A 22,580-nucleotide genomic window follows, 5' to 3' on the forward strand; every position below is an offset into this window, starting at 1 on the left:
AGGCCCACCAGCCGACCCGACCGTCGGTGTCGGTTCGGCTCAGGTCGTCCAGACCGCCCAGGCACCCGGCTCGGTCCACCAGGACCGCTTGCGGGTCAACTGCCCCTCCACACCGTCGTCCAAATAGGGCAGCGCGACCTCGTCGCGGGGCAGGACCGACACGGCCCGCCCTCGGGTGCGGCGCACCTCCAGGCGTACCCGACGGCGGCCCAGCCTCGACCGGGTGACCACCGGTACGGCCACCGCCACCTCGACCAGACCGTCGGTCGGGTCGGCCGTGGTGAGCAGAGCGACGTCGTCCAGCTGCGCGTACCCGCCCGCGTTACCGATGGCACAGGCCAGCAGCGGGTCGTCGCCGTTGGAGAGCACCGCGTCGTCCACCTCCACCCGGCCGCGCCAGTGCAGTGGGCGTCCGTCCTCGGCGGCGGCACCGAGCAGTGCGCCGTCCAGGGTCACCGAACCGCCGTCGTTGCGCAGCAGATCGAGGCGACGGACCGGGCCGTCGAGGACCGCGGCGGCCACCGCCGCCGGGTCACGCGGCAGCCCGAGCTGCGCGGCGAGGTCACGGTGCGCCGTGCTCTGCGCCGGATCGAGCGGCAGTACGCCGACCGGCGGCAGGTCCGGCACGGTCCGGTTGTCGGCCAGGTCGGCCGGTCGACGGCTGGGCGGTGGCGCGTACCGCCGGACCAGTCGGCGCAGCACGGCGCGCAACTGTGCGTCACCGGCGACCGCGACCACGAGCCTGGTCTTGGCATCCGGATCGGGCCAGGTGAGGCCGTCCGGCCTGGGCGGGCCGTCCAGCCGGGCCAGCACCTTGTCGATCTCGGCGTCCGATCGGGCCGTCACCATCTCGACCCGTGCACCCCGGGCGGTCAGGGCATCCGCGCAGGCCAACACGGGTACGCGGGGAGTCTCGCAGCGTTCCTCCGGGCCCTGGGCAGTGTCGGTCGCGCCGCCGCAGCAGGCGCCGCCGCTGCCGCACCCGGCCCCCGGAGCGTTCCGCTCCGAGCCCAGGGTGAGCAGTACCACGTCGTACACGGGTAGAGCTCCTCCTGCCTCTCGGCGCGACCCCTGCCGGTCGTGCCGTCACTACTTGTTAACCTGACACCCCGGGCTCGCTGACCGGTCGCCATCTGGCACCCGAGCCTTCTGGAGGCGAAAGAGATGCCAGCGATCGTGCTTCTCGGCGCTCAGTGGGGCGACGAGGGCAAGGGCAAGGTTACCGACCTGCTGGGTGAGCGGGTCGACTACGTGGTCCGCTATTCCGGCGGCAACAACGCCGGCCACACGGTGATCACGCCGGACGGCCAGAAGTACGCTCTGCACCTGATGCCGTCGGGCGCGCTCTCCCCGAACGCGGTGATCGTCATCGGGAACGGTGTGGTGGTCGACCCGAAGGTGCTGCTCACCGAGATCGACGGGCTGGCCGAGCGCGGGGTCGACGTTTCCCGGCTGCGCATCTCCGGGGACGCGCATCTGATCATGCCGCACCACCGGGCGCTGGACCGGGTGGTCGAGCGGTACCTCGGCAGCGCGCGGATCGGCACCACCGGCCGGGGCATCGGCCCGGCGTACGGCGACAAGGTCGCCCGGATGGGGATCCGGGTGCAGGACCTGCTCGACCCGGGGATCCTGCGCAAGAAGCTGGAACTCGCGTTGCGCGAGAAGAACCAGGTGCTGTTCAAGGTCTACAACCGCAAGGCGATCGACCTCGACGCCACCATCGAGGAGTACCTGGCGTACGCGGAGCGGCTGCGGCCGTACATCGCGGAGACCCGGGGGATGCTCTGGGACGCGCTGGATCGCGGCGACACCGTGCTGCTGGAGGGCGCTCAGGCCACCATGCTCGACATGGACCACGGCACGTACCCCTTCGTCACCTCGTCGAACCCGACGGCGGGCGGGGCGTGTGTGGGCGCGGGCATCCCGCCCACCGCCATCACGAAGGTGATCGCGGTGAGCAAGGCGTACACCACCCGGGTCGGCTCGGGACCGTTCCCCACGGAACTGTTCGACGAGAACGGTCAGCACCTGCGCAAGGTCGGCCGGGAGTACGGCACCACGACCGGCCGGGAGCGCCGGTGCGGCTGGTTCGACGCGGTGGTGGCCCGGTATGCCTGCCGCCTCAACGGCGTCACCGACCTGGTCATCACGAAGCTGGACGTGCTCACCGGGCTGCCGAAGGTGCCGATCTGCGTCGGGTACGAGATCAACGGCAAGCGGTTCGACGAGATGCCGATGACCCAGACCGACTTCCACCACGCCACCCCGATCTACGAGGAGCATGACGGCTGGTGGGAGGACATCACCGAGGCCCGCACCGAGGCTGAGCTGCCCGAGAACGCGAGACGCTACCTCGCCCGCATCGAGGAACTCTGCGGCACCCAGGTCTCCGTGGTGGGCGTAGGCCCCGGCCGCGAGGAAAACGTAACCCGCCACCCTCTCCTCCCCTAACCCCCCGGGGCTGAATCCCGCGTTGATCATGAAGTTGTTGCCATCCACTCCGGCGTGTCGGGGCAATAACTTCATGATCAACGCAGCGGGAAGCCCAGCGGGAGCCGGTGGGGTTATCCACAGGGCCGGGGTGGTTATCCACAGGGGCTTTTGTCGATCTCCGTGGACCGGGACAGTCGGTCGACGTGGATGCATTGACGGTGGTGCGAAGGGTGGCCGCCGCCCAGGACGGCGTGGTCACTCTCGAGCAGGCGCGGACTGCCGGATTCAGCGTGCACGAGGTGCACCGCTTGTGTCGGGCCGGCCGGTGGCGCGCGGTGGCCAGAGGCGCCTACCTGGTCGATGCCGACCTGCACGATGGTGTTCCCCGCCGGGCGCAGATCAGGGCGGCGGTGGCATCCTTCGGGCCCTCGGCCGCTGCGGTCCTGTCAACGGCCGCCGAGTTGCATCGGCTGACCGGGCCTGGTCCGACGGACGAAATCCATCTCTCGGTCCCGAGCTGCGCCGCGAAGCCGAACCGGCGAGATCATCCCCAGGTGGTCCTGCATCAACTGGTCATCGATCCGAGGCATCTCGTGCAGGTCAACGGCGTACCCGCCACCGGGCCCGTACGCACCGTCGCTGACCTGATCCTGCGGCTGGACCGTTACTCGGCCGTGTGCCTGCTCGACTCGGGGCTCAATCAGCGGCTCGTCGTGGCGGACGATCTGCCCGAGATACAACGACTCATCCGAGGGCGGCGTGGTGCGGTGGCGGCCCGCAATCATCTGGCCGAGGCGGACGGTCGGGCGCAGTCTCCGCTCGAGACGCGTACCCGGCTGCGCTGTGTCGACGGCAAGGTGCCACCCGACGTACTCCAACTCGAGGTGCGTGACCACGACGGCTATCTGCTCGGTGTCGGTGACCTGGGTTGGCGCCGGGACCGGATCGTCGCGGAGGCCGACGGCCGGGACGTCCACAGCACCCCGGACGCGGTCTTCGCTGACCGCCGCAGGCAGAATCGCATGCTCAACGCGGGCTGGACGGTTCTCCGCTTCACCTGGTCGGACACCCTCCGCCCCGACTACATCCCGTGGACCGTCCGGCAAGCCATGCGCGCCGCCCAACGCCGTCGATCATGAGGTTGTTGTCACTCTTCCCGGCGTGTCGGGGCAATAACTTCATGATCAACAGCGTCGGAGAGGGGGTGGGTAGTATGCCGGGTTGTGCGTGTTCTGTTGCTGGGTGGTGGGGGGCGGGAGCATGCGCTCGCGCTCGGGCTGGTCGAGGATCCGGCGGTTGAGCAGTTGATCGCGGCTCCGGGAAATCCGGGGATCGCCGCGGTGGCGGAGCTGCGTTCCGTGGATGCCGTTGATCCGGCCGCTGTCGCCGCACTGGCGGTCGAGGTGCAGGCCGACCTGGTGGTGATCGGGCCGGAGGCGCCGCTGGTCGCCGGAGTGGCCGACGCGGTCCGGGCCAAGGGGATCGCGGTGTTCGGTCCGGGTGCCGAGGCTGCCCGGCTGGAAGGGTCCAAGGCGTTCGCCAAGGACGTGATGACCGCCGCCGGCGTACCCACCGCTCGCGCGCACACCTGCACCGAAACCGAGGACGTCGGTAAGGCGCTCGACGCGTTCGGCCCGCCGTACGTGGTCAAGAACGACGGCCTCGCCGCAGGCAAGGGCGTTGTCGTCACCGACCACAGGGCAGCCGCGCTGGAGCACGCCCGCGAGTGCGGCCGGGTGGTCGTCGAGGAGTACCTCGCCGGCCCCGAGGTCTCGCTCTTCGTGGTGACCGACGGCGAGGCGGCGGTGCCGCTGCTGCCGGCGCAGGACTTCAAGCGCGTCGGCGACGGCGACACCGGGCCGAACACCGGCGGCATGGGCGCGTACGCCCCGCTGCCCTGGGCACCGCCCGGTCTGGTCGACGAGGTGATGCGCGATGTGGTGCACCCGACCCTGGCCGAGATGCGCCGCCGCGGTACGCCCTTCGCCGGCCTGCTCTACGTCGGGCTGGCGATCACTGCGGCCGGCCCCCGGGTGATCGAGTTCAACGCCCGCTTCGGCGACCCGGAGACCCAGGTGGTGCTCGCCCTGCTGGAGACACCGCTGGCCGGGCTGCTGCACGCCGCCGCCACCGGCACGCTGGCCGAGCACCCGCCGCTGCGTTGGCGTGCGGGTGCCGCGGTGACCGTGGTGGTCGCCGCCGAGGGCTACCCGGCGAAGCCGCGTACCGGCGACGTGATCACCGGCGCGGCGCGTCCGGGGGTCATCCACGCCGGCACCACGCGCCGGGACACCGACGGCGCGTTGCTCTCCGCCGGCGGCCGGGTCCTCTGCGGTACGGCCACCGGCCCCGACCTGGCCGCCGCCCGCGACGCCGCCTACGAGTTGGTACGCGGCATCGACTTGGCCGGCTCGCACCACCGCTCGGACATCGCCGCCGTAGCGGTCGACGGCCGGATCGTACTTCCGGCCTGACCACCACCGCAGGGCGATGAGCGCGGACGCGCCGCACGCGCGGTCGTGCGGCGGTGAAGGGGAGGAGCCCGAGGTCTGGCCGACGGTGCTCGGCATGCGCGGGCTTGGCTGGTCAGGCCAGGTCGGATCAGCCGATCGGCCACCATCAGGCGTTGACACTCCGTGTCACGATCATCGTGGCCTTCACGGGCTGCGGGCTACGGGGAGGAGAACGCGGTGACCGACTTCCTCGGCGCGGCGCTGAGCTTTCCCACCGTGCTGTTCAGCTTCCTTCTGGTGGTCGTCATCGGCTACTGGCTGCTGGTGTTGACCGGCGTGCTGGATCTCGGCGACGACCTGGACGTCGACGGCGTACCGGGTGCGGTCCTGGCCGGCCTCGGCCTCGGTGGTGTGCCCAGCGCCGTCATCTTCTCCCTGCTCGTCGCGGTGGCGTGGTTCGTCAGCCTCGCCGGTACGGCGCTGCTCGACGGCGTCGGCTTCGGTGCCGGCACCCGGATCGCAGTCTCGATCGGTGTCCTGCTGGCCGCCGCAGCCTGCGCGTGGCTGGTGACCCGGCTGGTCGCGGTGCCGCTGGGTCGGCTCTTCCCGGCGGAGACGGACGCCACCCGGCACGCTTTCGTCGGCCGATTGTGCGTGGTGCGCACCGGTACGGTCACCGCCGACTTTGGTCAGGCCGAGGTGACCGCCGCGGACGGTTCGTCGGCGGTGGTGCAGATCCGCCAGCCGGGCGACGAGAAGTTGACCTCCGGTAGCTCCGCTCTGATCTACGACTACGACACCGAGGGCGAGTTCTTCTGGGTGATGCCCGCCGGGCCCGCCTTCGACCCCCTGAGACATGCCCCCAAGTAGCCGCCCCTGGTGAGACGCGCCGCCCGCGGATCACCCCGACGTCAACCGGGCAGCCGGATCAACCCCCACCGGCCGGTCTGCCCCACGCTGCCCCTCGAGAAACCTCGAAAGGAGGATGCGCGGGCACCTGCGGCTCATCCGCCGGCCGTCACCGCCCGCGCGCCCAAGTCATGGATGTCATCACCACCGGAATCGGTGTACTCCTCGCCGTCGTCCTGCTCGTCGCGCTCGGCGTGGTGTTCATGGTCAGTCGGTTGTTTCGCAAGGTCGAGCAGGGCAAGGCGCTGATCATCTCCAAGATCCGGCGGGTCGACGTGACCTTCACCGGCGCGGTCGTGCTGCCCGTACTGCACAAGGCCGAGATCATGGACATCTCGGTCAAGACGATCGACATCGAACGGACCGGTAACGAGGGCCTGATCTGCCGGGACAACATCCGCGCCGACATCCGGATCACCTTCTTCGTCCGGGTCAACAAGACCATTGAGGACGTCGTCAAGGTGGCGCAGGCGATAGGCACCGCGCGGGCCAGCGACCGTGAGACCTTGCAGGAGCTGTTCAACGCGAAGTTCTCCGAGGCGCTGAAGACGGTCGGCAAGCAGCTCGACTTCGTCGACCTCTACACCAAGCGCGACGAGTTCCGGGACCAGATCATCCGGGTCATCGGCACCGACCTCAACGGCTACAGCCTGGAGGACGCGGCGATCGACTTCCTGGAGCAGACGCCGATGTCGCAGCTCGACCCGGCCAACATCCTCGACGCCCAGGGCATCCGAAAGATCACCGAGCTGACCGCACAGGAGAACGTCCGGACCAACGAGTTCCGGCGCAGCGAGGAGAAGGAGATCACCCGCCAGAACGTGGACGCCAAGGAGGCGATCCTGGAGTTGGAGCGGCGGCAGGCGGACGCCGAGGCCAAGCAGCGCCGTGAGATCGAGACCGTGCGGGCCCGCGAGGAAGCCGAGATCACCCGGGTACGCGCCGAGGAGCGGCTGCGGGCCGAGACCGCGAACATCCGTACCGAGGAGCAGTTGGGCATCCAGCACGAGAACCGGGCTCGGGAGATCGCGGTCGCGGAGAAGAACCGCGAGCGGGTCATCGCCATCGAGACCGAGCGGATCGAGAAGGATCGCCTGCTGGAGGTGATCAGCCGGGACCGGGAGACCGAGCTGAGCACGATCTCCAAGGACAAGGAGGTCGAGGCGGAGAAGCGGGCCATCGCCGAGGTGGTCCGGGAGCGGATCGCGGTCGAGAAGACCGTGGCCGAGCAGGAGGAGAACATCAAGCGGCTGCGGGTGGTCGAGGAGGCCGAGCGGACCCGCCAGGCGCTGGTCATCCAGGCCGAGGCCGAGGCGCAGGAGAACCTGGTCAAGGACATCAAGGCGGCGGAGGCCGCCGAGGCGGCGGCGAAGCACAAGGCCCGCGAGGAACTGGTGCTGGCCGAGGCCCGGCAGCAGGCCGCGGAGCTGGAGACCCGGGCGAAGATCCGGCTGGCCGAGGGGATCCAGGCCGAGTCGGCGGCGGCCGGTCTGGCCGAGGTGCAGGTCCAGGAGCGCAGCGCCGAGGCGATCGAGAAGGTCGGCCGTGCGGAGGCCGCCGTGGAGCGGGAGAAGGCGGTGGCCGCCGCCGACGCGGTGCGCGAGAAGCTGAAGGGCGAGGCCGAGGGTCTCACCGAGAAGGCCGCCGCGATGGCCGCGCTGGACGACGCGACCCGGGAGCACGAGGAGTACCGGCTGCGCCTGGAACTGGAGAAGGAGGTCCGCCTGGCCGGGCTGGACACCCAGCGGCAGGTCGCCGAGGCGCAGGCGACGCTGGTGGCCACCGGCCTGGAGAAGGCGAACATCGACATCGTCGGTGGGGACAGCGTCTTCTTCGACCGGCTGCTCAGCTCGATCTCGTTCGGCAAGAGCGTGGACGGTTTCGTGGCCCACTCGGACGTGGCGAAGAACCTGGCCCAGCCGTGGCTGGACGGCAGCGCCAGCTTCACCGAGGACCTCACCCGGATGGTCGGCTCGCTGCACAGCGCCGACGTGCAGAACCTCACCCTGTCGGCGTTCCTGGTGCAGCAGATGCGCGCCGGCAGCGCCGACCAGGGCAAGCTCCAGGAGTTGCTGAAGGCCGCGCAGCGCCTGGGCGTGGCGGAGACTCCGGTCGCCGCCCTGACGGGCTCGCGGGAGCGCGCCGGTGAGTGAGCCGACCACCGGTCCGGCGGCTGCGGGGCGTACGCCCGGTGACGCCGGACCGGCGGACACCGCCGGGTCGGAGAGCGGCCGGCCGGGGCTGGACGACGGCAGCTACGAGGTGTTGCGCAAGCGCCTCGCCGCGCAGGCCGCCGAGCTGGCCCGCCGGGCGGAGCGGCTCAACGCCCGCCGGCTGGAGGTCTTCGGCAGCACCCAGCTGCGGCTGCTGAGCACCGAGCGGATCCGCACCGAGCACAACTGCGTGCCCCGGGACATCGTCTCCGTCGGCGGGCTGATGCTGTTCGGCTACAACGTCTTCATCGGCCTCAAGCCGGAGACGACCGTCGACGACGTCTTCTCGCTGCACCGGTTCGTCCACGAACCCGGCGACGAGACGGACACGTTCCGGTTCGACGAGGCCGGCCACGACGAGCTGCCCGGCCTGCTGCGCCATCCGCAGTTCGTCCGCGACTTCTCCGAGCTGTACCGCTACTACCGGCAGGCCCGGCTGCTGCAACTGCGCGGGGTGGACGGCCGGCTGTTGGCGGTGTTCCAGACCGGGCCGCGCACCGAGGACATCCGGGTGCTGCGCTGGCAGGTCGGCATCGACGGGGTGCCGGAGTACCTGGACAGCCGGGGCGAGCGGGACCACGTCTTCCCGCCGAGCCACGACTTCGAGTGGATCGAGACCACCCGCGAGGACCACGTCCTCGGCCGGCATCCGCACATCTCCATCGACGGCGAGGTCTTCGTCGAGACGGTGGGCGGCACGTTGACCGTCAAGGTGGAGAACAACACCGAGGTCGGCGAAGGCATCTACAGCGAGCCGGTGGACGAGCCGTTGCAGAGCCTCGCCGACGCCGACGTGCACTGGGCCCGGGTGGGTCCGCTGATCCTGTTGCGGCTGCGGCCGTACAAGGAGACACAGTGGCGGCACCTGGTCTTCAACACGCTGAGCCGGGAGGTGATCCGGCTCGACGGCATCGGGGTCGCCTGCCAGCGGCTGCCCGACGACCACGGCATCATCTTCCCGGGCGGTTACCACCTGGCCACGGGCGTCACGCGTACCTTCGACACCGAGGTCGCCGACCTGGAGTTCGAGCGGGTGGTGCGGTCGCCGAACGGCGAGGACGTGCTCTACGTCTTTCACGCACGGGCCGAGGGGCGTTCGCTGCTGCTGCCGTACAACGCCATCCGCAAGGAGGTGGCGGCGCCGATCCCGTGCCACGGGTTCTCGCTCTTCGACGACGGCACGCTGGTGGTCTTCCGGGCGGTTTCCGAGGAGCCGACCCGGGTCCACCCGATGCAGATCTGGCAGACGCCGTACGTCTCCGACGCGTACGCTGCCGCGCAGCCGGCGGGGACCGGGCCGTTGGAGCGGGTCGGCAACGCGGACCTGGTACGCGGCATCTCGGACGCGCTCTCGGTGACCCGGATGGTCGACGGCACCGCCACCGCCGAGGTGTACGAGGCCATGATCGCCGCCTGTGCCCGGATCGCCGACCACTACCACTGGCTCGGTGAGGACGAGCTCGGCGACCTGGCCACGCCGTTGGCCGGGCTTCGCCGCACCGCCACCGCCGTGCTGGAGGAGCACGAAAAGGTTCGTACGCTCACCGAGCGGGCGCGGGCCGAAGTGGACGCCAGCGCCGAGCAGATCGCCTCGTTGGCCCGCCGGGTCCGGGGCGAGGCGCCGCTGACCGCCGACGACTGGGTCGCCCAACTCGGTGGCCTGCGTCGGGCGCGCGGGCACCTGGAGACGCTGCGCGAACTGCGCTACGTCGACCACGACCGGATCGACGAGCTGGCCGGCCGGTTGGACGAGGAACTGGCGGTGGCCGGCCGGCGGGCGGTGGAGTTCCTTCGCCGGGACGAGGCGTTCGCCGGCTACCAGCAGGAGGTGGAGCGGCTCGCCGCGCGGTCCGCCGAGATCGGCACGGTGGCCGAGTCCGGCAGTGTCAGCGAGGAGCTGGCCGCCCGCACCGAGGGCCTGCAGACCATCACCGAGGTGGTGGGCGGGCTGGACATCGCCGACGCCACCGTCCGTACCGACATCCTGGGCCGGGTCGGCGAGGTGCTCGGCGCGGTCAACCGGGCCCGGGCCGTGCTCGACAAGCGCCGCCGCGAGCTGGCGGCCGTGGAGGGGCGGGCCGGCTTCGCCGCCGAGTTCGCCCTGCTCGGGCAAGCGGTGACCGGCGCGTTGGCGGCGGCGGACACCGCCGAGCGTTGCGACGAGCAACTCGGCCGGCTGCTGCTGCGGGTGGAGGAGCTGGAGTCCCGGTTCGGCGAGTTCGACGACTTCCTCGCCGAACTGGCCACCCGGCGTACCGACATCTACGAAGCGTTCTCCGGCCGCAAGCAGGCACTGCTGGACGAGCGGGCCCGGCGGGCCGACCGGCTGGTCGCCTCGGCCGACCGGATCCTGGTCAGCGTGCAGCGGCGGGCCGGCACGCTGGGCTCGCTGGCCGAGATCAACACCTACTTCGCGGCCGACCCGATGGTGGGCAAGCTGCGTACGGTGGTCGAGGAGCTGCGTACCCTCGGCGACGCGGTCCGGGCCGAGGAGCTGGACGGACGGGTCCGGGCCGCTCGCCAGGAGGCCGGGCGCGGCCTGCGTGACCGTCTGGACCTGTACGCCGACGGCGGCGAGACGATCCGGCTGGGCCGGCACCGATTCGCGGTGAACACCCAGCCGATCGACGTGGCGGTGGTGCCGCACGAGGGTCGGATGGCGGTGGCCGTGACCGGCACCGACTACCGCTCCCCCGTTCGAGACGAGGAGTTCCAGCAGACCCGACGCTTCTGGGACCAACTGCTGGTCTCCGAGTCAGCTCAGGTGTACCGGGCGGAACACCTGGCCACCACGATCCTGGCCGCCGCCGAGGCGGGCCGCGACGGCCTCACCCTGGACGCGCTGCACGGGGCGGCGGTGGACGGCGACGGGCTGCGGGAGCTGGTCCGGCGGGTCGCCGAGACCCGCTACGACGAGGGATACGAGCGCGGCGTGCACGACCACGACACCGCCGAGATCCTGCGGGTGCTGCTGCGCCTGCACGCCGGCGCGGGACTGCTGCGCTACCCGCCGGCTGATCGCGCCGCCGCCCAGTTGTTCTGGCGGTACGGCACCGACGAGCCGACCCGCGCGGCCTGGAGCGCTCGGGCCGCCTCGCTGGCCCGGGCCCGGCAGCGGTTCGGCCGCCCGGAGGGCGAGGACGCCGCCGACCGACTCTGCGGTCAACTGGCCGAGGCGGTCGACGCCTTCCTGCGCGACGCCGGCCTGCCGTTGCCAAACGGCGGGACCGGTCTGGCCGGCGAGTACCTGTTCGAGGAGGTGTCTGCGCCGCCGGTGCGGTTCGTCACCGGCGGCGGGGCGCGGGCCCTGCTGGACCGCTTCCGTCGGGCGCTCGGCGGCCCGCAGTCGCGGTCGTCCCGCGCATTCGACGACGACCTGCGGGCTCTCGGCGCCGATCTGGCCGGACGCCACCAGCTGGTGGAGGCGTGGTTGACCGCCTTCCTCGCCACCGACGACGGCAACCTGTCCGGGTACGACCTGCCCGAGGCGATCGCCGTCGAGCTGTGCGGCGCCGAACTGCCCCGCCAGGAGAGTGCCGCCACCATGACGGAGACCGTCGGCGGCCTGCTCGGCGCACACCCACGCATCGAGGGCTCCACGCTGGCCGTACGGCTGGACGAGACGCTGGCCCGCACCCGGTCGTTCCGCACCGAGCTGGTCCCCGCGTACCGGGACTACCAGCGGCGACGCAACGCGCTGGTGGACGCCGAGCGGGACCGGCTGCGGCTGGAGGAGTACCGCCCGAAGGTGATGAACGCCTTCGTCCGCAACCGGCTGCTCGACGAGGTGTATCTGCCGCTGATCGGCGACAACCTGGCCCGGCAGCTCGGCGCGACCGGGGACGGCAAGCGGGTCGACCAGTCCGGCCTGCTGCTGCTGATCTCACCGCCCGGCTACGGCAAGACCACCCTGATGGAGTACGTGGCAAGCCGACTCGGCCTGGTCTTCGTCAAGGTCAACGGGCCGGCCCTGGGTTCGAAGGTCACCTCGCTGGACCCGGCCGAGGCACCCGACGCCACCGCCCGGCAGGAGGTGGAGAAGATCTCCTTCGCCCTCGAGCTGGGCAACAACGTCCTGCTCTACCTCGACGACATCCAGCACACCAACCCGGAGCTGTTGCAGAAGTTCATCTCGCTCTGTGACGGGCAACGCCGGATGGAAGGCGTCTGGGACGGCCGCACCCGCACGTACGACCTGCGTGGCAAGCGCTTCGCGGTGTGCATGGCCGGCAACCCGTACACCGAGTCGGGGCGGCGGTTCCGGATCCCGGACATGCTCGCCAACCGGGCCGACGTCTGGAATCTCGGCGACGTGCTCTCCGGCCGGGAGGAGGTCTTCGCGCTCAGCTACATCGAGAATGCGCTCACCGCCAACCCGGTGCTGGCGCCGCTGTCCGGGCGGGACCGTGCCGACCTGGAGCTGCTGGTCCGGCTGGCGCGCGGCGACGACTCCGTCCGGCCCGACCAGCTGTCCCACCCGTACCCGCCGGTGGAGCTGGAGCAGATCGTGTCGGTGCTGCGCAAGCTGCTGCGGGTGCAGCAGGTGGTGCTCGCCAACAACCAGGCGTACATCGCCTCGGCGGCGCAGTCCGACGACGCGCGCACCGAGCCGCCGTTCCAGCTACAGGGGTCGTACCGCAACATGAACAAGCTGGCCGAGCGGATCGTCCCGGTGCTCACCGACGAGGAACTCGAGCAGGTGATCGACGACCACTACCTGGGCGAGGCGCAGACTCTCGCTGCGGGTGCCGAGGCGAACCTGCTCAAGCTCGCCGAGCTGCGCGGCCGGCTGACCCCGGAGCAGGCCCACCGCTGGGCCGAGGTGAAGGACGCCTACCAGCGCTCCAAGGCCCTCGGCGGTGCCGGCGACGACCCGGTGGATCGCGCCGTCGGCGCTCTCGGCCTGCTAGCCGATCGCGTCAGCACCGTAGCCGCCGCCATCGGGAAAGGAAGGGCACCTTATTAACGCCTCGTGTATAGGAAGGGCCCCCTTTTAACACCTGCCCGGGGGCCGGGCCGCCGGGACTGGATCATGCGCCCTCAGAGCGGGCGATGATCCGGTCCAGCATGTTCGTGGTGGCCCGCTCGATCCGCTGGTCCCGATGACCCGACCGGTTGAGCGCCATCGTCCAGCCGAGCGTGCCGGCGCCGAAGACGAGCCCACCCTGCGGCGTCTCGTACAGGTGAGTGTTCTGCACTTTCTGCCGACCGTCGCGGGTCTGGTACGGCGACGCACTGAGCACGGTGGAGCTTACGGCGACCGGGTGCGGGCGATGTGGGTCAACACCGTCCGCCTCGCCATCGACCACACCGGGAATCCGATCGCCGTCGGCCACTCCGGTGCCCTTCCAGAACCAGTGATCCGCTGCTTGGACCACCAGCGGCTGCGGGCTGTCGACGATGCCGTTGAACTGCACTCCGATCAACTTCTGCTCGGCCGCCTTGATGTCGCGCCACCGGACGGTCGGGCCAGCAGAGTCCTGCCCCGGATCAGGAGTTGTGCGGTAGCAGGCGACCACCCGATCGGGCTGTCCGCCGGCAGCCGGGCGTGACCGGATGTGCCAGTAGACGCTGTTCGCCGTTTCGCGGTACCAACCGAGCCGGTGGATGGAGATCCGGTACCGGCCGGCGGGGTTGACCGTGACGTGGAAGTCGATGGACTCGCCGGGTGCCACACTCGTCGCCGACGCATACCCCTGAATCTGTCGCTGCCGGTCGTCCGCAGCCCGGTGCTGGCTCCGGGTCGGCCACCACCGCTCACCGGAAGCCTGGTTTTCCACCTCGATCAGGGTCCCGGTGCGGCGATCCTGCAAAACCGGCTCGGCCGCACCAAGCGACGAGACGGAGGCGCTGCCGACGAGCAGGCCGAGCACCCCACGTCGGGACAATCGAGGCATGCGATGACTCCTGAGAAGCGACGAAGCCGCCGGGGCCAGCGCCTGATAAAAGATAGCATCGCCGTCCGCGTCCGTCCTGCCTCGTCGAAGGTCACCTCTCTGGATCCGGCCGAGGCACCCGAGGCCACCGCCCGCCAGGAGGTGGAGAAGCAACGGTTACCGTGCCTGGATGCGGCAGGGCCACGGTGAGTCCCGGTGAGGGGAGGACCAGAGCACCCGCAGCCGGCCGGCGGGCCCGGGGGAGGGCGACGGTCGATCGCGTACGCGCGCCTGCGAGGCCTCGGCGGCCGTCACCCGTGGCTGCTCGACGGCGCGATCGCGGCGGCCACCGGCGCAGTGAATCTCGGCATCGGTGCCGGCGACTCCAGCGGGCTGTACCGCGACTTCGATGGCCCGGCGTGGGCGTTGACCTGCCTGGCGACCCTGACCCTGGTGGGCCGTCGCCGGGCACCGGTGATCGTACTGCTGCTTCTCTGCGCGATCTGGGCGATGTACATCACCCTGGGTTACCACCCGGTGGTGAACAGCTCCGGTGCCCTTCTGGCCCTCTACACCGTCGCCGCGGCCCGGTCGGCCGGCCCGACCGTTGCGGCAGCCTCGGCGCCCGCCGTGGTCTGGATCTACGGCGGCCTGCTCGATCGGCAGGGATCGCTCGTCGGTGCCCTCACGCAGAGTCTGGTGTGGCCAGCGGTCGTGTGCTACCTGGGCAGCGCCGCCCGGCGTCTCAATGAACGCGGCCAGCAACTCGCGGCACTGACCGAGGAGTTGCGCCGTGACCGGCAGGAGCTGGCCCGGCGAGCGGTCTCCGACGAGCGGCTGCGTATCGCCCGTGACCTGCACGATGTCGTCGCTCACCACCTGTCGGTGGTGTCGGTTCAGGCGGGACTCGCCTGGTACGTCCTGACCTCCGACCCGCCGACGGCTCGCACGGCGCTGCGTAACGTACTGGACACCGTCGGCGAGGCGCACACCGAGATGCGTGGCATGCTCGGTGTCCTGCGGCCGGGGCAGCCCGAGGCCACCGACCCGCCTTCGCCGGAGCAGCCGGCGCCGGGGCTGGCCCGCCTCGATGACCTGGTCTCCCGGATCCGGGCCGCCGGTGTCCCCGTCCGGACCGTGATGACCGGCGTCCCCCGCGCCCTGCCGCCCGGTCCTGACCTGTGCGTGTTCCGGTTCCTTCAGGAGGCCCTGACGAACGTGCTGAACCATTCCGGCGGCGCGACCACCGTCACGCTCGACTACCAGTACGACCGGTTCGTCGCCACCGTGGCCGACGAGGGGCCTCAGCACACTCCCCGCCGGTTACCACGTCCGGCGGGAACCGGCGGTGGGCGCGGGCTGATCGGGATGGCCGAACGCGCCCGGCAGTACGGCGGCACGGTGCGGGTCGAGCGGGACGAGCGCGGCTTCACCGTCCGGCTCACCCTGCCCACGCCGCCGCCTTCGCCGCCGAAGTCCGACCCCGGCGCGGCAGCGATCGTCGGCGACGGTGCCGCGTCGCCGCCGTCGTCCACAATGAGCGAATGACTCGGGTGCTCGTGGTGGACGACCAGGTCCTCATCCGCAGCGGACTCGCCGCGCTGTTGCGGGCCACGCCCGGCATCGTCGTGGTGGGCGAGGCCGGCAGCGGGGAGGAGGCGGTCCGGCTGGCCGCCGTCACCGCACCCGATGTCGTTCTGATGGATGTGCGGATGCCGGGGATGGGCGGGATCGCGGCCACCGAGCGGATCGCCGCGACGGTGGACGGCCCGGCTCCGAAGGTGCTCATCCTGACCACCTTCGACCTGGACGAGTACGTCTACGAGGCGCTGCGCGCCGGCGCGTCCGGCTTCCTGCTGAAGGACACACCACCGGAGCAGTTACTCGACGCCGTGGCCGCCGTCACGGCCGGGACCATGCTGTTCGCGCCGAGCATCCTGCGGCGCCTGGTCGAGGCGTACGTGGCCCGGTCGCTGCCCGGGTCCGTGCCGGTGCCCGAGCAGCGGCGGGAGTTGCATGCGCTGACCGCCCGTGAACGCGAAGTGCTGCAGATGGTGGGCCGTGGATTGTCGAATGCCGAGATCGCCGGCCAGCTCGTCATCTCCGAGGCCACCGTGAAGACCCATCTGAACCGGGCCATGGGCAAGCTCGACCTGACGAGCCGGGCGCAGGCCGTCGTGCTCGCGTACGAGACCGGTCTGGTGACACCCCGGCATCGACCGGACTGATGCCGGGGCCGATCCGATCGACCTGGCACTCACACCCACGGGGTGGCCCGCATCTCGTGCGGCGACAGTGAGATCTCCATCCGGATGCCACCGAAGACGGCTGCGCTGTCCCGGTCGACGTTCTTCTCCGCCCAGTCGGTGGCTGGCTTGATCAACTCTCGCTGCGACTGCAGGAGCGCGTCGGCGAACTTTTCGAAGAGGCTCCGGCACATCGGCGAACCGGCGCGGTAGCTGCACTCGACCCGGATGTCCGTCACCTTCGCGTCATCGTCGTGGTTGATGACGGCCGAGAGGTAGAGGTCCGTCCTGCCAGGTCCCTCGCACCGCGTCTCGTGCTTAGCGCGCTCCAGGTCGGGATCCGGTCCCGGGGTGCAGGTCCACGAGTTTGCCTGCTCCAGCCACTGCTTCGCGATCAGCGTGACGGTGACGCCCGGGAGGTAACGGTCGTCCCCCTCAGGGAAGTTCTCGGTCATTGGCGGTGGCTCGCTGCTGCCCGGCGGTGTGCCGGTCACTGTGCCAGCCAGCGCCCCGACGACGCCGCCACCGAGCATGCCGACCAGCAGCGCGGCGACGGTCACCAGCACGGTCACTGCTTTCCCTGGGCCGGTGGACCGGACGGGAGGCCGAACCGGCATCGGGGGCCCGGGAAGCTGCATAGCGGGCTGAACAGGCGGGGGTGGTGGGACCACCGGCGGGACCGGCGGCGCAGGCGGGACCGGCGGAACGGCCTGAACGGCCTGAACGGCCTGAACGGCCTGAACGGCCTGAACGGCCTGAACGGGCGGGACGGGCGGGACGGGCGGGACGGGCGGCGCAGGCTGAGTGGAAGGGCTAGCGGCCGGTGGAGCGGGCGGAGCCGGAGTGCCGGGGGCGACCGGACGCCAAGCGGCGCCGTCCCACCAGTACCTGCCGTCGGGTGAGTAGTGCACGGGTGGTCGTTGGTTCATCGCAGGGCTCCGCTAATGCGGAGGCGGATGGACCCCGGACTGCTCGTGGTCACGGTGTAGTTGTAGCCACCGATCTCCGCCTCGGTGTCCTCGTTGGCCTCGATCCGATCGATCACCCAGTTGTTGACCTCCTCGGTCAGCGCCTCGTCGGCGGTGTAGGGCAGTGCCGCGAGCCACAGCAGGTAGTCCATGACCGCCTCCGTCGGCTCCTCGTCGGCCGGGCGTGCGACCAGCACGCTCACGTCGGAGATCAACCCCTCAACCTCGTCAATCGTGGTCTCGAAGGTGATGGTGCCGACCACCAGTTCGCATTTCCAGTAGCGGTCCCGTTCCTGCTCACAGGGGTGTCCCTTGGCCCGCAGCGCGTCAACGACGGTACTGGCTTTGAGGACCGGGATACAGACAACCCGGCGGCAGGGCACGGTGGTCGCGGTGGCCTGGTACCGGTTGGTTGGCAGGTAGGCGCCGACCCCGGCGACCAGTGCGCCGAGCAGACCGACGATCGCCGAGACCATGAGCACACGTCGCCAGCTCCGTACCCTGGTCGTCGTCGCGGGGACGCCAGCCGGCGGACCGGGTGGCGGGTCGGACGGTGAGGTGCCACCGGGTCGCGAGAGGGTGGGATCGCTCATGCCCCCGCACCCCCGCGCACGAAACGCTTCCATCCCTCAAGGAAGGCGCCCGCCGAGGTGCCGAGCGCCCGTTCGCAGATGCCGTCGAAGATCGGCAGCTCTACGAACGGCTCCAGCGTGTCATTGAGCGGGATGACCTGGGCATAGAACTCGACGGCCGCGTCCCGCCCCTTGGTCTGCGCGATGTAGGCGAAGACCGACCAGCCCAACAGGTAGTTGAAGCCGCGCTTCGCGCCGTAGAAGTTTTTCGAGGACGGCAAGCCCTTGAACGAGCCAAGGTTTGCTCGTAGCTGCCTGCGGTATCTACCTGCCTCCGACGGCCACCGCACACCGGTCGCCCAGGTGGCGAAGCCCTCGACCGCCCAGGTCGGCGCGCCCAGGTCAGAGAGGATGGAGGGTGTGGCCCGCATCTGGGCGGTCACGGAGTGCGCCAGTTCGTGATGCATCGTCACCCGGGGGTCCTCGCCCGAGTAGTAGTCCCGGATGTTCTTCAGATTGATCACCGTGGCGGCGCCAGCGTGCTGGTCCGGGTAGACCTGACCGTTCTTGCGTACGCCTATCCGGGATGTTTGGAAACCGCTGATCTCTGGCAGGAACGTGGAAGAGCGGCCGAGGCTGAACCATTCGCGGTAGTTGTCGTCGTCGCGAGTCAGATACATGACGTTGCCAGGGAAGCGCGTCCGGCTACCCCAGAGTTTCCCCACGATGGCCGCCTCGGCGGCTGCGGCCCTGGCGTACTTCTCAAGATCCGGCACGCTCTTGTCGCCGACCAACCAGACGTCCTCCGCGGCCTGCACCACCCGTAGCGGGGTCATGTTCCACGCCTCGTGGGCCAGCGGACCGTTCAGCATCGCATCGTTCTGGTTTTCATTGGTGGCCGGCGTGATCTCGGCGATCACCAGCTGGCCGCCGTCCTTCGGAGCGAGCCGGTACCGAAAGGTCTCTGCTGGTGCCGCGCCTACCGGGCTCTCGTCGGCGACCAACTGGGCGATCCGGAACACCGGCCCGAAGGTGTGATCGCCGTGCGCGATGAGCCGCTGAGTGTTGTAGCCGAACTCGGCGAACTCGAACTGGCGCAGGTTCGCGAAGACCATCCGCTCGTGCTCAATCAGTTCGGCGTTGGAGCTGTCCAGGTCGGCGAGGTACGCCTTCTCGTCCTTCTCCTTCACCGCCTTGGCCTGCCGGTCGAGGATCTCCCGCAGTCGGCGCTTGTTCTTGTCCCTGGTGCTTCCGGCGTCCTTGCTCTCGATCTGCGGCCGCTCGCGCCCGCCACAGCCGGCGAGCAGCAGGCCGCCCGCGATCAGCATGCCCCGCCTCGACAACCGCGCCCCACCGGCCTTGGTGCCCAGCCAGTTCCCCGTCGACACGCACAGACCTTCCTCGAGGTGACTGATGTCGGTGCCCTGCCCTCCGGCGGCCCCCCATGCGACACCGGGCAGGCAAGGCACCGACCAACACGCTAGGGACGGCGGCGTGGCGAATCATCCGGTACAGGTTTGATCTTCGGTTCCACCCGTCGCGGTAGTCGTCCGGCCTCCTACAACCAGCGCGGTACGGGCTCAGCCGTAGTAGCGGCGTAGCTCGCGGGTGAGAACCTTGCCGGTGGCGTTGCGGGGCAGGTACCTGACGAAGACGACGTCGCGGGGCACGGAGAAGCGGGCGAGGTAGTGCCGGACGTACTCGCGGACCGCGTCGGCGTCGAGGGTCTCGCCGGGGTGCAGCCCGAGGAAGGCGGCGAGGCGCTGGCCGTACTCCGGGTCGGGTACGCCGATGACGGCGGCCTCGCGCACCTGGGGGAGTTGGGCGAGCAACTGTTCCACCTCGGACGGAAAGACGTTCTCCCCGCCGGAGACGATCATGTCGTCGGCCCGACCGTCCACGAAAAGCAGGCCGTCGGCGTTGACCCGCCCCAGGTCGCCGGTGTCGAGCAGGCCGTCGTGGCGTTCCCGGTCGGTACCCGTGGTGTAGCCCTCGAAGAGCATCTCGTTGCCGACGAAGATGCGACCCACCCGGCCGGCGGGAACCGGCTCGCCGGCGTCGTCGAGAATCGCCAGCCGGGTGCCATGCGGTGGTCGGCCGGCGGTGGTGGGGGCGGTACGCAGGTCGGCGGGGGTGGCGATGGAAGCCCAGGAAACCTCGGTCGAGCCGTACAGGTTGTAGAGCACTTCGCCGTAGGTGTCCATGAAGGCCGACGCGAGGCCGCCGGGCAGCGCGGAGCCGCTCACGGCCACCACCTTCAGCGGCGGCTGGGGATTCGGCGCCGGCACCTCCATCAGCCGTTGCAGCATCACCGGCACCGCGAACAGTGCTTGGCAGCGGTGTCGCGCCAGGGCGTCCAGGGTGGCGGCGGGGTCGAAGCGCCGGTGCAGCACGATGGTGGCGCGCAGCGCGAAGCAGACCTGGAGGGCCGCGTACCCCCAGGTGTGAAAGACCGGCGCGGCGATCATGACCCGGTCCCGGACGTGCAGGGGGATCCGGTCGATGATGGACACGAGCGGGCCGAAACCGTTCGGGGTCGGTCGGCGCGCGCCCTTCGGCGCCCCGGTGGTGCCGGAGGTCAGCACGATGATCCGGCCGTCCCGTTCGGGCGGGTGCAGCTCGCCGGGGAGGGCGGTGCGGATCAGTTCCTCCCGGGCCCGCTCGTCGAGGCGGTGCAGCGCGGCCGGGAGCCCGAGCGCCCGTTCGGTGAACTCGTCGTCGTGCACCAGCACCCGTAGTTGCTGCTCCTCGGCCACGGTGGCCAGCTGCGCCGGGGAGAGACCGGTGTTGACCAGTACGGTGTCCGCGCCGAGCAGGGTGCCGGCGACGACGGTCTCGATGAGGCCCGGGTGGTTGCGGCAGAGCACGGCGATCCGGTCGCCGGTCTGGACGCCCAACCCGGCGCGCAGGGCGCGGGCGAGCCGCTCGGAGCGGTCCAACAGCTCGGCGTACGTCAGCTCCGCACCCTGCTCATCGATGATCGCCACCCGGTCGGGGTCCCGGGCCGCCGCCTGGCGAAGCTCACCGGCGAGGCTCCACCCCCACTTGCGCAGGGCGCTGAGTTGGGACGCGACGCGGATCGGGCGGCCGGGGGCGAGCAGGCCACGGCGGGTCAGCGTGGTGACGATGAACGGCAGGTCCATACCCGCGTACCTCCTTCTCCTCGCCGGGGCGCGATGGATCGTCGGGTCAGCGGATCTGCATTCCGGAGATCGCCCGCGAGATGACCAGGCGCTGGATCTCCGAGGTGCCCTCGAAAATGGTGTAGATCTTGGCGTCCCGGTACCACCGCTCGACCGGGTGGTCACGCAGGAAGCCTGCGCCGCCGAGCAGTTGGACGGCCTTCTCGGTGACCGAGACGGCCACCTCGCCGGCCTTGAGCTTGGACATCGACCCTTCGCCGGCGGTGAACGGCCGGTTGTTGCGGCCCATCCAGGAGGCCCGCCAGACCAGCAGCCGGGCGGCGTCGATCTCCATCTTCATGTCCGCGAGGGCGAAGGCGACCGCCTGGTTGGTGATGATCGGCCGGCCGAACTGGACGCGCTCCTTGGCGTAGTCCAGCGCGTACTCGTAGGCGGCCCGGGCCACGCCGAGCGCCTGGGCGCCGACGGTGGGCCGGGACAGCTCGAACGTACGCATCGCGGCCTGTCCGGATGCGCGCTGCCCGGACCGGGCACGGGCAAGCCGCTCGTCCAGCGCCTCCTTGCCGCCGAGCAGGCACCGCCCGGGCACCCGTACGTCGTCGAGGAAGACGTCCGCCGTGTGTGACGCCCGCAGGCCCAGCTTGCGCAGCTTGCGGGTGGCGCTGAGCCCGGCGGTGCCCGGCGGTACGACGAAGGCCGCCTGCCCCCGTGACCCCAGCTCCGGCTCGACCGAGGCGATCACCACGTGCACCCCGGCGATCCCGCCGTTGGTGGCGTACGCCTTCTGCCCGCGCAGCACCCACTCGTCGGTCGCCTCGTCGTAGCGGGCCCGGGTGCGCATCGCGCCGACGTCCGAGCCGGCCTCCGGTTCGGAGGAGCAGAATGCGGCGACGGCCGGCGAGTCGACGTCGCCGAAGCACTGCGGCACCCATTCGACGAGTTGGTCAGGGGTGCCGGTGCCGTAGATGGCGGCGACCGCGAGGGATGTGCCGAAGATGCTCAGGCCGATGCCGGCGTCACCCCAGAACAGCTCTTCGCTGGCGATCGGCAGCGAGAGCCCGGTGGGATCGGCCCAGCAGGTGGCGAGGAACTCGAAGCCGTACAACCCGACCTTCGCCGCCTCCTGGATGATCGGCCAGGGGGTCTCCTCGCGGGCGTCCCACTCGGCCGCGGCCGGGCGCACGACCTCGCTGGCGAAGCCGTGCACCCAGTCGCGCAGATCCCGCTGTTCCTCGTTCAGGTCGAGCGAGAACTCGACCATCTCAGGCCTTGGGGATGTCGAAGAGGTTGGCGATGTTGGCGGCCAGGCCCAGGTCACCCTTTGCCTTGAGCTTGCCGGTCATGAACATCATGACCGGGTTGGCGCCACCGGAGACGACCTTCAGGAACTCGACCGGGCCCATGGTCAGGCTCAGCCGCGGCTCGTGCTGCGGGGTCTCGTTGACCGTGCAGGTGCCGTCGGCGATGGCCACCTCGTAGGTGTCGGTGCCGCCGTCGGGGCCGCCGGTGATGTTCCAGTGGATGACCGCGTTGGTCGAGCCGGCCCGGTCGGCCCGGAAAAGCTGCGGCATCCGCCCGAAGACCTCACCGAGGATTTTGCCGCGCAGTTCACCGGACATCACCTCGGTGAGCTTGCTATCCGGGGTGTTCTTGACGAGTTGGGCGAACTCCTTCGGGCCGACGTTGGCGAAGCTGGCCGGATCGAAGTCAGTCATGGGGATCCACCTCTCGGACAATGGCTACTCATGCGTAACCCTACGTACG

Annotated in this window: 16 protein-coding genes; 8 read left to right on the forward strand and 8 right to left on the reverse strand. The window is 70.5% G+C overall.

What is annotated here, in order from left to right:
* Window positions 1–39: 39 nt before the first annotated feature.
* Window positions 40–1,038: a diacylglycerol kinase family protein gene (locus tag Vqi01_RS15435; RefSeq protein WP_204035488.1), complete on the reverse strand. Its 999-nt coding sequence runs from the start codon at window positions 1,036–1,038 to the stop codon at window positions 40–42.
* Between the two features lie 126 nt (window positions 1,039–1,164).
* Between Vqi01_RS15435 and Vqi01_RS15440 the strand changes: the two genes are divergently transcribed.
* The 6 genes from Vqi01_RS15440 (at window position 1,165) to Vqi01_RS15465 (ending at window position 12,977) form a co-directional block, all read left to right on the forward strand.
* Window positions 1,165–2,454, forward strand: a complete 1,290-nt coding sequence (locus tag Vqi01_RS15440) for an adenylosuccinate synthase (RefSeq protein ID WP_204035489.1) — start codon at window positions 1,165–1,167, stop codon at window positions 2,452–2,454.
* Window positions 2,455–2,639: 185 nt separating this feature from the next.
* The gene (locus tag Vqi01_RS15445; RefSeq protein WP_204035490.1) at window positions 2,640–3,575 is read left to right on the forward strand and encodes a type IV toxin-antitoxin system AbiEi family antitoxin domain-containing protein; all 936 of its coding nucleotides are present in this window, start codon (window positions 2,640–2,642) and stop codon (window positions 3,573–3,575) included.
* An 84-nt stretch (window positions 3,576–3,659) separates the two neighbouring features.
* Window positions 3,660–4,910 carry a phosphoribosylamine--glycine ligase gene (gene purD / locus Vqi01_RS15450; protein ID WP_204035491.1) on the forward strand — a complete coding sequence of 417 codons (1,251 nt, stop codon included), beginning with the start codon at window positions 3,660–3,662 and terminating at the stop codon, window positions 4,908–4,910.
* Between the two features lie 216 nt (window positions 4,911–5,126).
* Window positions 5,127–5,759, forward strand: a complete 633-nt coding sequence (locus Vqi01_RS15455; protein ID WP_204035492.1) for a hypothetical protein — start codon at window positions 5,127–5,129, stop codon at window positions 5,757–5,759.
* Window positions 5,760–5,929: 170 nt separating this feature from the next.
* Window positions 5,930–7,951, forward strand: coding sequence for a flotillin family protein (locus Vqi01_RS15460; RefSeq protein ID WP_204035493.1), 2,022 nt, complete (start codon window positions 5,930–5,932; stop codon window positions 7,949–7,951).
* Window positions 7,944–12,977: a DNA repair ATPase gene (locus Vqi01_RS15465; protein ID WP_204035494.1), complete on the forward strand. Its 5,034-nt coding sequence runs from the start codon at window positions 7,944–7,946 to the stop codon at window positions 12,975–12,977. The genes Vqi01_RS15460 and Vqi01_RS15465 overlap by 8 nt, the downstream gene beginning before the upstream one ends.
* 64 nt (window positions 12,978–13,041) lie before the next feature.
* On the opposite strand, the gene Vqi01_RS15470 is transcribed toward Vqi01_RS15465, so the two are convergent.
* Complete coding sequence (locus tag Vqi01_RS15470) at window positions 13,042–13,908, reverse strand: N,N-dimethylformamidase beta subunit family domain-containing protein (RefSeq protein ID WP_204035495.1); 867 nt, start codon at window positions 13,906–13,908, stop codon at window positions 13,042–13,044.
* 195 nt (window positions 13,909–14,103) lie between these two features.
* Between Vqi01_RS15470 and Vqi01_RS15475 the strand changes: the two genes are divergently transcribed.
* A complete protein-coding gene (locus tag Vqi01_RS15475; protein ID WP_204035496.1) occupies window positions 14,104–15,435 on the forward strand; it encodes a sensor histidine kinase in 1,332 nt (443 codons plus the stop codon).
* Complete coding sequence (locus tag Vqi01_RS15480) at window positions 15,432–16,115, forward strand: response regulator (RefSeq protein ID WP_204035497.1); 684 nt, start codon at window positions 15,432–15,434, stop codon at window positions 16,113–16,115. Before Vqi01_RS15475 ends, Vqi01_RS15480 begins: the two co-directional genes overlap by 4 nt.
* A gap of 29 nt (window positions 16,116–16,144) precedes the next feature.
* Here Vqi01_RS15480 and Vqi01_RS15485 read toward each other — a convergent pair whose 3' ends face one another.
* From Vqi01_RS15485 to Vqi01_RS15510, 6 genes are all read right to left on the reverse strand, one after another.
* Window positions 16,145–16,705: a hypothetical protein gene (locus Vqi01_RS15485; protein WP_204035498.1), complete on the reverse strand. Its 561-nt coding sequence runs from the start codon at window positions 16,703–16,705 to the stop codon at window positions 16,145–16,147.
* 353 nt (window positions 16,706–17,058) lie between these two features.
* On the reverse strand, window positions 17,059–17,694 hold the full coding sequence (locus Vqi01_RS15490; protein ID WP_204035499.1) for a hypothetical protein: 636 nt from the start codon (window positions 17,692–17,694) through the stop codon (window positions 17,059–17,061).
* Window positions 17,691–19,061 carry a gluzincin family metallopeptidase gene (locus Vqi01_RS15495; protein WP_204035500.1) on the reverse strand — a complete coding sequence of 457 codons (1,371 nt, stop codon included), beginning with the start codon at window positions 19,059–19,061 and terminating at the stop codon, window positions 17,691–17,693. The genes Vqi01_RS15490 and Vqi01_RS15495 overlap by 4 nt, the downstream gene beginning before the upstream one ends.
* A gap of 192 nt (window positions 19,062–19,253) precedes the next feature.
* Entirely contained in the window at window positions 19,254–20,816 is a 1,563-nt protein-coding gene (locus Vqi01_RS15500; protein ID WP_204035501.1) for an AMP-binding protein, read from the reverse strand.
* A 46-nt stretch (window positions 20,817–20,862) separates the two neighbouring features.
* Entirely contained in the window at window positions 20,863–22,077 is a 1,215-nt protein-coding gene (locus Vqi01_RS15505) for an acyl-CoA dehydrogenase family protein (protein ID WP_204035502.1), read from the reverse strand.
* 1 nt (window position 22,078) lies between these two features.
* A complete protein-coding gene (locus Vqi01_RS15510) occupies window positions 22,079–22,531 on the reverse strand; it encodes an SCP2 sterol-binding domain-containing protein (RefSeq protein ID WP_204035503.1) in 453 nt (150 codons plus the stop codon).
* Window positions 22,532–22,580 lie beyond the last annotated feature (49 nt).

The organism is Micromonospora qiuiae (assembly GCF_016863555.1).
Classification (GTDB): Bacteria; Actinomycetota; Actinomycetes; order Mycobacteriales; family Micromonosporaceae; genus Micromonospora; species Micromonospora qiuiae.